The following is a 13101-nucleotide window of genomic DNA, read 5'->3' as shown; positions in this document are numbered from 1 at the left end:
GCCTTCTGTTTACTGCAAAAGCTGGTGTAGAAAGGCATCCGGATCCTCCCGGAAGTAGAAATGACCGCCCGGCCAGCTGCGCTGCTCACTCCGGGTGACGAGGGCTGACCAGCCTTCACGCGCCGCCCGTCCGACCAGCGGGTCGTCGTCTCCGCCAGTGATGGCCAACGGGAGGTCAGCCACCGGCAGCGCCGCCAGCTGTCCGAGCAGGGTCAGATCCTGCAAAATGAGCGCCGCCACTGCCGGACGCGTCAGCGTATCCAGCGGCATCACCCCGCTTTGTTCACTGTCGCTGAGGATGGAGGCGAGCAGATCCTGGCGTGCCGCTGGCTGCTGCAGCATCAGTAAGGCTTCAGGCGGATGCTGTGACGAGAGAACCACACGACGGCAGGAAAAGCGTGACGCCCACAGTGCCGACGCTACCTGCAGCGCCAGCAGGGCCCCCATACTGTGGCCAAAAAAAGTCACCGGTGCGACGCCCAGCAATTCCGTGAGGCCGTGACAGCAGGCGGTGACGGCCTGTTGTGCACTCTGCCATGGCGCCTCACCCTGCCGCTCTTCCCTTCCCGGATACTGCACCACCAGCAGGTCGCACTCTGCCGGCAGCCTTTCGCGCCACGGCTGATAAAACGCGGCACCGCCCCCGGCGTGAGGAAACACCACCAGTTGCTGCGCTACCGGTGCCGTGCGCCGCTGACTGAAGCGCATCACCGTGCGGTTATGACTGACAGCGGTCAGTATCATGATGCCCTCCCGCTGGTCACCGGTAAGCGGGGACGATCGTTGTCAGCCACCAGCGCCCGCAGGGCCAGCCGGTCAATTTTACCGATCCCCTTCATTGGAATGTGTTCCAGCAAAACCAACTTCTCCGGCGCTTTAAACGAGGCCAGCCCCTGCTGTTCAAAGAACCGTCGCACCGCACCCAGCGTCAGGGTGGCATCCGCCGTGGTGACAAACAGACAGGGAACTTCGCCATACAGGGCATCTGCCATCCCGACACAGGCCGCCTGCCGGATCGCCGGGTGCTGCAGCGCCAGCTCTTCAATTTCATGGGGGGAAAATTTCTCCCCGCCACGGTTAATGGCATCGTTCACCCGCCCGTCAATAAACACGTTGCCCTGCGGGTCGACATGGGCCAGATCGCCGGTCCGGTAGAAGCCGTCAGCGGTAAATGCCAGGCTGTCCGCCTGAGGATTCTGGTAGTAACCGGTGATGGTATAGGGCCCACGGGTGATCAGTTCGCCGGTCTGCCCTACCGGCAGGTCGTCGCCCCGCCCGTCAACAATACGCACCTCATCCTCTGCACACAGCGGACGCCCCTGAGAATGGAAGCGGAGGCGATCGTCGTCGCTGATGTGGTTGAAACAGAGCAGTCCTTCGCTCATGCCATAACACTGCTGAAGGGTAATCCCCAGTGCGGCAGAGGCCGAGGCCGCCAGTTCCGGACTGACGCGAGCGCCGCCCACCTGGACATGCCAGAGTGAGTCAATCGCGCGCGGGTTTTCACGCTGTGTCTCCGCCCACTGCGACAGCAGCGCAGGCACGAGGGTGGTATGTGTGACGCCGCACCGGGCGATAATATCCAGCGCCTGTGCCGCAGACGACACATCGGCCAGCGCCACGGCACCGCCGCGCGACAGGGTGCCAAGCAGACCGGGGCAGTTAATGACAAAGCCATGAGAGACGGGCATGACGGCCAGATACACGGCGCTTTCGGTCAGGCCAAAGACGTCACATCCGCAGTCAATCATATGACTGTAACCGCCGTTTTTACGGGCAATCGCTTTTGGCAGGCCGGTGGTACCGCTGGACAACAGCATCATCGCGGTGTCGTCAGGCGTCAGTGGGGTCAGGATTTGGGGCGGGACGGGGGTCAGTCGCGAACAAAATTCCCCGAGATTGAGGTAACGCGTATCGTGCTGGCTGTCGTTATCGTCCCCCACCAGCACCACATCAACATTGATCCCTTCCTGCTGTAACGTTTGCAGGCAGGAGAGCGGATGATAACGGCGGGTGCTGCGCTGCAGGGCCACGACTTTTGGCCGGGTGATCTGCAGAATGTGGCGCAGCTCTTTTTCACGGTATGAGGGAAGAACGGGAACAGGTATCGCGCCGATCATCAGCGTGGCCAGCATCAGCACCACGGCCTGATGGGTATTGCCCAGTTGCATCGCTACCCGGTCGGCCTTTTTCACCCCGCGCTGCTGCAGGCGGAAGCTGCAGGAGGCAACGCGATCGGCTAATTCGCCGTGGGTGATGATGCCGCCGTCTTCAAACAGCGCTGGACGGTGTGTGTTTGCCCTCAGCGCAGCCAGCAGGCGCTGATTCAGTGAACCGCTAAAATTGACCATTTTAACTCCATGATGTGCGAACTAATTGATTGTTTTGAAATATTTTTCAACGGCAATCATGCATGAATCCAACCTTCTCCGGGCGTGCCTGAACGTCGATCTCACTGCTGTGCTTACTCACATGGAAGGGCAAATTTACTTACTGGTCTTTATTAATTATTTTATGGACAACACTAAACACCACGACCGACCGTCAGTCAATCAAATATATTAATTTTATATGTATTTTCCTGAATCCCCTTGCACTGCGGCCCCCTGGCCTTCAGGATTCAGGGAGTTAGCTCACCCCCGCTTTTTCCGTGCCATTCACCAGCGCCACCAGATCATCCAGCGTAAAATCCTGACCACCCCACAACGAAACCGGCCCCCCCACCAGCGGCTGTAACTGTGCCTGCAAGGCGACCGTTTCTGCCGAGGAAAGCGCCAGATCGCTGCGCAGATGCCAGCTCCCGTCAGCATCTCCCAGCACCTCTTCCGGAATGCCAATGTCAGTAAGAAGGGCCAAGATACCGTTAAAATCCATAATCAATACACCTCACAGGTTAATGAAAGTGATTATTATTATCACTGACCGCCAGTCGGTCAACACCTTTTTTATGACGGAAGCGGGGCACAATGTAAAATGAATTAATTAATAAAACTTATGCTTGTAAGGGTATAAGGCACAGAACAGGAGGGAGGGAAATCACTGAAGGGGCAAAGAGACGTAGCGGTGACGTCCCTTTGACTGATTAGGACGGACGATGGCCCAACAGGCGCAGAAACTCCTCTGCCAGCTGCTGGCCCAGACGGGTTTTATCGCTTTCCACGCTGACGACCGCGTCATCAACGGCCCCGTGCATGCCGTGATACATCAGAATGGCGGTCAGGCGTGGATTATCCAGCTGCCATGCCCCACAGGCGCTGCCCTCATTCAGAATCGTCAGTATCTGATCCAGCACCGCATCCCGATCCTGATTGCCACGCGTGTGATAATGGTGGTCGTGATACAACGCGTCATGCAGCGCCATGCCGTCAAAATAGGCGGTGATACCGGCATCACACCAGGCGCGCAGCCGCGCTATGCTGTCCCGGGCTGGACAGGCGTCCACTGCCTGCTGGATCTGCCCGATAAAGTGTCGGGTAAACCGCTCGCGCAGTGCGGAGAGCATCTCATTTTTCGACGGAAAGTAATGATAGAAGGTTCCCTTTGCCACCTGCGCATCGCGTACGATCTCGCTGATGGTCGTTGCTTCAAATCCCTTGGTGATAAACAGATGCTGTGCGGCATCCATCAGTTCATCAAGACGGACTTCTGCCGGTTTGGTGCGTGGCTTGGGGTCTGTTTTCTTTATTTCCATTTTAATAACTTCATCAGGTAAGGACTTGAGTTAGATAGTAGACAATAATGACCTGCTTGGCGAGGGGTTGTTTCATAATACAGAAGCCTTTTCTATTCATGCCTCCCGGCACCGTTACCTGTCTGGAGTGGGAAATATCTTTTGATAAAAAACCTTATATTTCACCGACAGATAAAAAAACCATCCCGCATAAGGACAGTCAAAAAAATAATAAATAAACCACGAATAATAAAGCACGAAAAAAAGAGAAAAATAAAAAACCGTGCATCTTCGTTTTCTTAAATAATATTAAAGTTGATGTTTCATTGCCCGGGAGAAAAGGAGAATAATAACCTACAGACCGGTTAACGACTGAAGGTAGCGGGCGTCAGCAGCACGTTCTGCGGGGGGTAAAACACAGCGGCACGCGGAGAGTGGGGAGCGGGAGATGCCCACACGGAATGTCCGTGTGTTGTCCGGTTACCCGCCGCGTATCGTCCCACGCCAGATAAAGTCCGCGTGATACATCCGCGTTTCACCCGGCATCTCCTGCTCCAGCGCCGGGGGCTGGCTGTCTTCACGCCGCTCCTCACTCACCAGCCAGGCAACCGAGTCGCGGGCAAACTGTTCGACCGGCTGCGTAAAGGTGGTCAGATGATAGGAGGACCAGGCCGCCTGGGGAATATCATCGTAACCCGCCACGCAGAGATCGTCGGGAATACGCAGCGAGAAGCGGTGACGCGCCTCATCCATAAACCCGCACGCCAGCAGATCGGTGACGCAGAATACCGCCTGCGGGCGGTCGCGGCGGGTCAGCAGACGATGTGCGAGGATCTGCCCGCTCTCGTACGAGGTGGTACCGAAACGTTCCACGCTCACCTTCATACCCGCGGCAACGGCGGCCTGGATAAATCCATTTTCACGCGCCATCAGGCTGGGCGTTCCCGCCAGCGAGTTGGCAAAGGCCACGTGCTGGCAGCCCGCCCGGGCAAAGGCCATCACCACCCGGCTGGCTGCCTCTCCGTTATCAAGATTGATACTCAGTGATCCCGGCAGCACGTCGTCACGGTTAATCAGTACCAGACGCTGCCCGTGCTTATGACACAGCCGTGCGATGGCGCTTTCCGGCATCCCGGAGAGCACAAACGAGGCGTCTGCGCGGAAGTTAATCGCCTGCTGCAACGCCTGAGACACGCTGTCATCGGAGCGGTCAGTATTGATGAGCATGGCAATTTTCCCCGCTTCCTGCAGGTGCTGGGTGACCAGCCGTACCAGGCTGGCACGATACGGGGTCGCCAGATCCGAGACAATCAGGCAGACGATACCACTGCGGTTACTTACCAGACCTCGCGCCAGATGATTAACGTGATAGCCCAGGGCTTCGGCCGCCTGCATCACCCTTTTACGCGTGGCTGCCGACACGCTGGCTCCCGGTGTGAACGTCCGGGATACCGCCGAACGGGATACCCCCGCCCGCTCGGCAACGTCTTTCGCACTGACGACTGCTTTTTCCATGGTGTTATTTTGCCCGCCTCAATTGACCTGATGTGAGTCTGTCGCACTTTGCACGGCTGTGCAATTATTTATGTTGTGTAATTGTTTCATTTTTGTGACGCAGCAACTGAATTGCATCACAGCACGATTGACAGGGTAATTATTAACCATTAATTAATTGCACACACGTGCAAAACATATGCACATAAAAACCGGCGACAACGTATCGCCGACCCTACACCGAAGGAGAACACCATGCATCGCATCACTCTGATGGCGGTCATCGCCGCCGGCTCTGCGCTCACCGCCCTGCCGGCTCAGGCCGCAGAAAAGCTGAATATGATCTGCTCCGCCGATGTGGTTGTCTGTGAACAGATGACCAACCTGTTCGAAAAACAGCACCCGGATATCAAAGTCAGTATGGTGCGCCTCTCCGCAGGGGAAGCCTACGCCCGTATCCGCACCGAAGCCCGCAACCCGCGCACCGATATCTGGTGGGCAGGCACCGGTGACCCGCATATGCAGGCCGCCGATGAAGGCCTCACTCAGGCCTATCAGTCCCCGCTGCTCGACCAGCAGCAGGACTGGGCGCGCAAGCAGGCGGAAAGCGCACAGTACCGTACCGTCGGCGTGTATGCCGGGGCGCTGGGCTGGGGTTACAACACCAAACTGGTCGCAGAGAAAAAACACAAAGCCCCGGCATGCTGGGCCGACCTGCTGGACCCGTCGTGGAAAGGGGAAATCCAGATGGCTAATCCGAACTCCTCCGGTACGGCCTACAATACGCTGGCCACGCTGGTGCAGATCATGGGCGAAGAGAAAGCCTTCGACTATCTGAAAAAACTCAACGCCAATATCTCTCAGTACACGAAATCCGGCTCGGCTCCGGTGAAAGCGGCCGCACGCGGCGAAACCACCATCGGCATCGTCTTTATGCATGATGCCGTCGCTATGCAGGTGGATGGCTTCCCGATCAAAGCCGTCGCCCCCTGTGAAGGCACCGGCTATGAGATCGGCTCGATGTCAATCGTGAAAGGCGCGCGAAACCTGAAGACCGCCAAAGTGTGGTACGACTGGGCGCTGAGTGCTGACGCGCAGTCCCATATGAAAGACGCCAAATCCTTCCAGCTGCCGTCGAATAAAAATGCGGCCATCTCTGAATATGCCCCGCGCTTCGAAAACATCAAACTGATCGACTACGACTTTAAAACCTATGGCGACTCGGCTAAACGCAAAGCCCTGCTCAGCCGCTGGGACAAAGAGATCGGTGCCAGCGCACAATAATCCCGCCCCCTCCCCCTCCCGCCCTGGCGGGAGGCAGAGCAATGAACGATCGAGGTCATGATGAATGCTCAAAACCGCCGCCTGAACGGGGCTTTAGCGCTGGGCGCATTTGCCATCCTGCTGTTGCCCTGGTACAGCCTGGAAGCCGGTTTTTTCGATTTTAGCTGGGTGACAACCCTCTGGATGGATCGCGACAGCGCACCGGCCCTGTGGCAGATTGCGCTGTTCCAGCGTCCGTGGCTGGCTGTCGCCGTGCTGATGCTGCTGACTGCCGGGCTGGGCCGCCTGCTGCCCGTCGGCAATAAGCGCAGCGTGCTGATCCTGGGGGCCGCCACCGCTGGCGTCCTGTTCCTGCTGTTTGAAGGCCATGCTATCGGCTATACCGGCTGGAACTGGCTGTGGAGCGAACAGCTGTTTGGCGCACTCAGCGACGGGCAGCCCGCCTTTGGTGCCGGGGCAATCCTGCTGCTGACCACTTTTTTGCTGCTGTTCTCATTTGCGCTGGCAGAGCGCGGCGTGCTGCGCGGTGACGCCTTTGTGGTGGCGGCCATCGTGCTGCTGGTGGCGCTGGTTACCACCTTCGTGCTGTATCCGGTACTGAGCATGTTTGTCGCCTCAGTACAGGACGTGGACGGTTCCTTTAAACCGGACGGGATGATCGCCAGTATTCAGGATCCGGCGATCTGGAGCCTCGGCTGCCTGACCGGCAGCGGCGGCTGTGGCACCGCCTGGCGCACGCTGTGGCTGGCGCTGATGACCGCCGGAGGCTCAACGCTGCTCGGTCTGGCCTTTGCACTGGCGGCAACCCGTACGCCGCTGCCGTTTAAAAAAGCGCTGCGCATGCTGACCGTGCTGCCCATTATCACGCCGCCGTTTGTTATTGGCCTCGCGCTGATGCTGCTGTTCGGTCGCGCTGGCGTGGTCACCGAGCTGCTGGCAACGCTGTTTGGCATCGAACCGGGTCGCTGGCTGTACGGGCTGACCGGCATCTGGATAGCCCAGGTGCTGTCGTTTACGCCCATCGCCTTCCTGGTGCTGATTGGCGTGGTCGAAGGCGTCAGCCCGTCGCTGGAAGAAGCCTCCCAGACGCTGCGCGCTAACCGCTGGCGCACCTTCCGCTATGTGTCCCTGCCGCTGATGGCCCCGGGGCTGGCCAATGCGTTCCTGATCAGCTTTATCGAGAGTATGGCCGACTTCGGCAATCCAATGGTGCTGGGCGGCAGCCACGGCGTACTGTCGACGGAGATCTTCTTCTCGGTGGTCGGGGCGCAGAACGACCCGAGCCGGGCGGCGGTGCTGGCAATGATCCTGCTGTGCTTCACCCTCAGCGCCTTTATTCTCCAGCGCCTGTGGCTGTCGGGTAAAAACTTTGCCACCGTCACCGGCAAAGGAGACTCCGGCCAGCACTGCGGGCTGCCGCGCGCGCTGCGCTACGGCGTCTATGCGCTGGTGATCCCGTGGGGCCTGTTTACCCTGGTGATCTACGGCATGATCCTGATTGGCGGCTTTGTGCAGTCGTGGGGCCTGGACAGCAGCCTGACGCTGGCGCACTACGCCCGGGCCTTTGGCTTCCACTGGGGCGAAGGGCAAATGGTCTGGACCGGCGTGGCCTGGAACTCGTTCTGGACCACGATGGAGATTGCCCTGATCGCCGCGCCACTGACTGCCATCGTTGGCCTGCTGACTGCCTGGCTGATCGTGCGGCAGAAGTTTGCCGGACGTCAGACCTTCGAGTTTATGCTGATGCTCAGTTTTGCCATTCCCGGCACGGTCATTGGCGTCAGCTACATCATGGCCTACAACCTGCCGCCGCTGGAGATCACCGGAACCGCGCTGATCCTCGTGGCGTGCTTTGTCTTCCGTAACATGCCGGTGGGCGTGCGCGGCGGGATTGCCGCGATGAGCCAGCTCGACCGCAGCCTGGATGAAGCCTCGCTGACGCTGGGGGCCAGCAGCTTCCGCACGCTGCGGAAGGTGATCCTGCCGCTGCTGAAACCGGCGATCAGCGCCGCGCTGGTGTATGCCTTCGTCCGCGCGATCACCTCCATCAGCGCAGTGATTTTCCTTGTCAGCGCGCAGTACAACATGGCCACCTCGTACATCGTAGGCCTGGTCGAAAACGGAGAATACGGCGTAGCTATCGCCTACTCCTCCGTTCTTATTGTGGTGATGCTGGCGGTGATTATCACTTTCCAGCTGCTGGTCGGTGAACGCCGCCTGCGCCGCGCCACCCGCATTGCTGCAGCCCCGGTGGCCACGCCCCCGGCTTTACATCAGGAGAGTGCCGTATGACGACCATTCGCTCAGGCTCGGTGGTATTTGACAATGTCACCAAACAGTTTGCCGATTTTAACGCCCTGCCCGGCCTGTCGATGACCGTGGAGCCGGGCACGCTGGTGACGCTGCTCGGGCCCAGCGGCTGCGGCAAAACCACCACGCTGCGCCTGCTGGCCGGGCTGGAGCACCCCACCTCCGGGCGGATTCTGATTGGCGGTAAGGATGTCACCCATCTGCCCGCCAACGAGCGCGACGTGGCGATGGTGTTTCAGTCTTATGCCCTCTTCCCGCACATGAACGCGCTGGATAACGTGATGTACGGCCTGCTGTCCGGCGGGCTGTCCAAAAAAGAGGCGCAGGATCGCGCCCGTGAAGGGCTGAAGCTGGTCGGGCTGGAGAGCATGGGCCAGCGCTTACCGGCGGAGCTGTCGGGTGGCCAGCAGCAGCGTATCGCCGTGGCGCGTGCGCTGGTGCTGGAGCCGCAGGTGCTGCTGCTGGACGAACCGCTTTCTAACCTGGATGAACGCCTGCGCCGCCGCGTGCGCACCGAGATCCGCGACCTGCAGCAGCGCCTGGGCTTTACGGCGGTGTACGTTACCCACGATCAGGAAGAGGCACTGGCGGTTTCCGATAAGATAATTGTCATGAAAGAGGGGCATATTGCCCAACAGGGTGCGCCGCAGGAGCTGTATCAGTCGCCCGCCTCGGTGTTTATCGCTGATTTTATGGGCGAAGCCAATATCCTGCCCTGCGATATTCGCCGGATAGAAGGCAATGAAGCCGTAGTGGCTCTGGGCAACCGCGAGTACCGCGTTCCCGGTGCTCACGCCCGCCCAGGATCGGCGCAGCTGTCGGTGCGGCCGCAGTTTATTACGCTGCGTACCGATCCGACCGGGGCGCTTAACGGCGAAGTCACCCACAGCACCTGGCTGGGGGATCATATTGAATATGAAGTTCAGACCGCGCTGGGCGCACTGTTTATTATCGATGTACAGATGGAAGGCCAGCTGGCACCGGGCACCGGTGTCGCCGTGGATTTCAAACCTCAGGGTCTGGCGCTGATTGCCCAGTGAACCCTCTTTAATAAGGACTGCATATGAGTGACGATATTTCCCGCCGCCTGGCGCTGGCCGAACGGGTGGCACGCGAGGCTGGCGCTAAAGCGCTGGACTTTTTTAACCGTCGCGACCAACTGGTGATTGAAACAAAACGCGATGCCCAGGATGTGGTGTCGATTGCCGATCGCGACGTTGAACAGCTGATCAGCGGACAGATTGCCGCCGCCTTCCCGGAAGACGGTTTTCTCGGTGAAGAGTTCGGCTTAAAGGCGGGTCAGTCGGGTTTCACCTGGGTGGTGGATCCGATTGACGGCACCAGCCCGTTTGTTAACGGCATGCCGAACTGGTGCGTATCGATTGCGGTGATTGCCGGCGGTGAGCCGGTGATTGGGGTGATTATGGCCCCGTGTCAGCAGGAGTGCTTTGTCGCTGCCCGTGGCCAGGGCGCAACGCTCAACGGCAGGCCGCTGCGCGTGGACCCGGCGCGTACCATGCAGAACCACGTCACCGGTTTTGGTGCCAACAGCTATGTCACCCCGGAGCGGGTGGGTGAAATTGCCGCCGGGATTATCGCTGTCGGCGGTAATTTCTTCCGTAACGGGTCAGGAGCGATGATGCTGGCGTATGTCGCTGCCGGGCGTCTGGTCGGCTATTACGAACCTTATATGCACGCCTGGGACTGCCTGGCGGGTTACTGCCTGGTCAGTGAGGCTGGCGGCTGGACGCACCCGTTCAACACCGAGGGTGACCACCTGCTGCGCGGAGCGCCGGTGCTGGCGGTGGCACCGGGAGCCAGAGACGATCTGATGAGGATTGCCCGGCTTTAATATTTTTCCCGCAGCGCTATCAGCGCGATAGCGCTGCGGTTGTCTATTCTAATAACGCTAATATTTAACAAGCCCAGAGTTTGAAATAAAAAATAAGACATTCATCACATTAGTTTTAAAATGGACTTTATATTGATACTGCCTTATATATCACAATGTTAAATTAACTTCATTGTAACGATATAATTTACAGAATCACTTCCCCTCACAAAGCAGACCTTCATGAACAAAATTATTATTAAATCCACTTTCAATGACATTCATCCCGTAGTGATAACTCTGTTTTGCGTTGGAATTACCACATCACCTTACCATCCATCCTTTATAAGATTATAAACACCTTGCACCAGTGATAATTGAATACAACTCAAAGGAGTGTAGAAGTGGACATTATCTCTTCATCTAAACCCACCACTAAGCTAATCAAAAATAAGGAATCACTTACCAGACTCCCATCGAGAGGCTTATGACATGATGCGCTATGCTATCTGGACGGGTGACACAACCACACACGGCGGGATCCTCACTGAGGGGGAACCCACTAACACCTGGGGAGAAAAAAATTCATCACACAATGCAGTATTAGTCGGTCATAAATTTTGATGCCCTACATGTCAATGCTGGTCAAAATTTATTGAAGGAACGAACCGTTATCGAGTCCAGGGTAAACAACGTGTACTTGAGGGACATTCAACATCCTGTGGCGCTGTCGCCATTCATCGGCTTGGATTTAGCTATCGGATAGAAGAAACCACTGAAAGTTTTGCAGCATCGAAAATTCGAAGAAGAAATCAATTAAGGGTGCAGGCTCGAAAAAACCAACAGACTGACGGTGGATATTCCCATCGCTTCACCATTAACAATCACTCCCACCACCCCGTAGAATATCTTATATACAGTGACGGGAATCTACTTGATATTGGCACAGCGACAAAAAGCAAGTTCAGTTGCCGAACTTCCTCAGTGGTTAATTTATCTGAATCTAAAAAAATACACCTGGCGATCAAAGCCCCTCGCCCAGCCTTAAAATAAGGAGTGTTATATGACTGTCAGGATCAATCTTGGCCCATACAACGCACTCGAAAAAGATACATTCTTTTTGATTGAGTCGCAAAAAACCAGACCCAACGGCCGGAGTTCGTCTTCCGAGGTTAATATCGAACCATTGAAGATTACTGATATTCCGGCAGCTATGAGGAAGATGGGATGGAGTAAGTCAGCAGCGCTCATGACACGCTGGCTTAAGTCCCCGGCATGGAAATGTCCTGAAGCGTGGAAAAGTGGGCAGACATTGCCAAAGGGTCTTTATCTACCGGATGAGCACTGTGATGACATGACAATAAAAATGTCATGGCTTATGCAATATCCTTACGCAAAGAAATCAGCTGAAGAACTGATACGAAAGCGAGCTTTCTCACCTGCTGGCTTGCGTATGATCGCTGACAGATTGAAACTTCTTGGATGGGATGGGCAAAATTCATACATCTTTGGAAGACGCAATATTCTTGATCGCCCAGGCATGTCAGCAAGAGAACTGGAGCAATATTATCAAAACAATTACCTTGCGGTCGGAGATAATGCCGTCACCCACGTACTGTTTGATACGATTGACGATGTATTCGGCTCACTTGGTACGTACAACATGAAATGTGCCGTAATAAATGTGCCGTAATAGGTACCGCATTTCGTGATTCTGACGGAAAAGTTTACATTGAATCAGAATATGTTGGAGTATATGTCAAAGATTTTTATGATTTTAACAACGATGATGGCTCAGATCAGCGTCTGGGTTTTTGGACAAAAGACAGTATCCTCACGCGAGGCGGGTCAGCCGCTGCGGCTATAAATGGTATGAACGTATACAGCAGTAAGAATGTGCTCAAAGTCGCTGATGTGCGTAATTCAGATTTTCTTGCCTTCAGAGAAACGACTGGATTAGGAGGGGATTTTGTCGTGTTCTCCGATGTAGATTGGGTAAAAATAAAATCAACTCATCTGTTACCGTGGGAAGACGCCCTTAACCAATAACAGGTCGTGCGACGTCCATCAGCGAGTGATAGACCATATATGTTGCGGTGGACAGGTAAAGAAAAAGGCAGCAAAAAAATCTTTTCTTGTCCCCTATATTTGCAATAGCACTGAACAACCAGCCAATCAGAAACATTCCTGTTCCATAGATAGCGCCTGTTAAAGGGGTAATACTCCCTAGTCCACTCAAAGTACCTTCATAGGAATCCATCACTCCATAGAACAAGACTGGCATTGCTAATAGCAACGGAGAGATCAGGAGCATTTGAGCATGACCCCACCGTTTTATCCTGAAAAAAAATCGCGTTACTTCACTTAGCGTAATGGCGAACATGCAGCCAAAAAAAATTGCAACAAAAGAGTCAAAAAACATAACATTACCTCCTGTATAAACTGTTATATCCTTAGTGGTTGAGCATATCATTTAGATTGGAAAATGTATGCTGTAACTTCCCATTAAAAC

Annotated in this window: 12 protein-coding genes; 6 read left to right on the top strand and 6 right to left on the bottom strand. The window is 55.9% G+C overall.

What is annotated here, in order from left to right; translation table 11 throughout:
• Positions 1-9 precede the first annotated feature (9 nt).
• The 5 genes from K6L24_RS08090 to K6L24_RS08070 form a co-directional block, all read right to left on the bottom strand.
• Entirely contained in the window at positions 10-744 is a 735-nt protein-coding gene (locus tag K6L24_RS08090; RefSeq protein ID WP_194716103.1) for a thioesterase II family protein, read from the bottom strand.
• Complete coding sequence (locus tag K6L24_RS08085) at positions 741-2351, bottom strand: AMP-binding protein (RefSeq protein WP_118663807.1); 1611 nt, start codon at positions 2349-2351, stop codon at positions 741-743. Before K6L24_RS08085 ends, K6L24_RS08090 begins: the two co-directional genes overlap by 4 nt.
• 277 nt (positions 2352-2628) lie before the next feature.
• Positions 2629-2874, bottom strand: coding sequence for a hypothetical protein (locus K6L24_RS08080; protein ID WP_062742720.1), 246 nt, complete (start codon positions 2872-2874; stop codon positions 2629-2631).
• Between the two features lie 208 nt (positions 2875-3082).
• Positions 3083-3691: a TetR/AcrR family transcriptional regulator gene (locus K6L24_RS08075; protein WP_118663806.1), complete on the bottom strand. Its 609-nt coding sequence runs from the start codon at positions 3689-3691 to the stop codon at positions 3083-3085.
• A 459-nt stretch (positions 3692-4150) separates the two neighbouring features.
• Positions 4151-5185, bottom strand: a complete 1035-nt coding sequence (locus K6L24_RS08070) for a LacI family DNA-binding transcriptional regulator (protein ID WP_118663805.1) — start codon at positions 5183-5185, stop codon at positions 4151-4153.
• A 234-nt stretch (positions 5186-5419) separates the two neighbouring features.
• Between K6L24_RS08070 and K6L24_RS08065 the strand changes: the two genes are divergently transcribed.
• The 6 genes from K6L24_RS08065 (at position 5420) to K6L24_RS08040 (ending at position 12638) form a co-directional block, all read left to right on the top strand.
• Entirely contained in the window at positions 5420-6448 is a 1029-nt protein-coding gene (locus tag K6L24_RS08065; protein WP_118663804.1) for an ABC transporter substrate-binding protein, read from the top strand.
• 60 nt (positions 6449-6508) lie between these two features.
• Complete coding sequence (locus K6L24_RS08060; protein ID WP_222682309.1) at positions 6509-8740, top strand: ABC transporter permease; 2232 nt, start codon at positions 6509-6511, stop codon at positions 8738-8740.
• Positions 8737-9798, top strand: a complete 1062-nt coding sequence (locus K6L24_RS08055; RefSeq protein ID WP_062742724.1) for an ABC transporter ATP-binding protein — start codon at positions 8737-8739, stop codon at positions 9796-9798. Before K6L24_RS08060 ends, K6L24_RS08055 begins: the two co-directional genes overlap by 4 nt.
• A gap of 23 nt (positions 9799-9821) precedes the next feature.
• Positions 9822-10610: an inositol monophosphatase family protein gene (locus K6L24_RS08050; RefSeq protein WP_222682148.1), complete on the top strand. Its 789-nt coding sequence runs from the start codon at positions 9822-9824 to the stop codon at positions 10608-10610.
• A 1042-nt stretch (positions 10611-11652) separates the two neighbouring features.
• Complete coding sequence (locus K6L24_RS08045) at positions 11653-12282, top strand: DUF6402 family protein (RefSeq protein WP_222682147.1); 630 nt, start codon at positions 11653-11655, stop codon at positions 12280-12282.
• Positions 12258-12638, top strand: a complete 381-nt coding sequence (locus K6L24_RS08040; protein WP_222682146.1) for a DUF6402 family protein — start codon at positions 12258-12260, stop codon at positions 12636-12638. The genes K6L24_RS08045 and K6L24_RS08040 overlap by 25 nt, the downstream gene beginning before the upstream one ends.
• Here K6L24_RS08040 and K6L24_RS08035 read toward each other — a convergent pair.
• Positions 12628-13011, bottom strand: coding sequence for a hypothetical protein (locus K6L24_RS08035; RefSeq protein WP_062742727.1), 384 nt, complete (start codon positions 13009-13011; stop codon positions 12628-12630). The two genes, K6L24_RS08040 and K6L24_RS08035, sit on opposite strands and share 11 nt — an antisense overlap.
• Between the last annotated feature and the right edge of the window lie 90 nt (positions 13012-13101).

This window comes from Erwinia persicina (assembly GCF_019844095.1).
GTDB classification, from domain to species: Bacteria; Pseudomonadota; Gammaproteobacteria; order Enterobacterales; family Enterobacteriaceae; genus Erwinia; species Erwinia persicina.
This window is presented reverse-complemented; position numbering and strand designations above follow the sequence as displayed.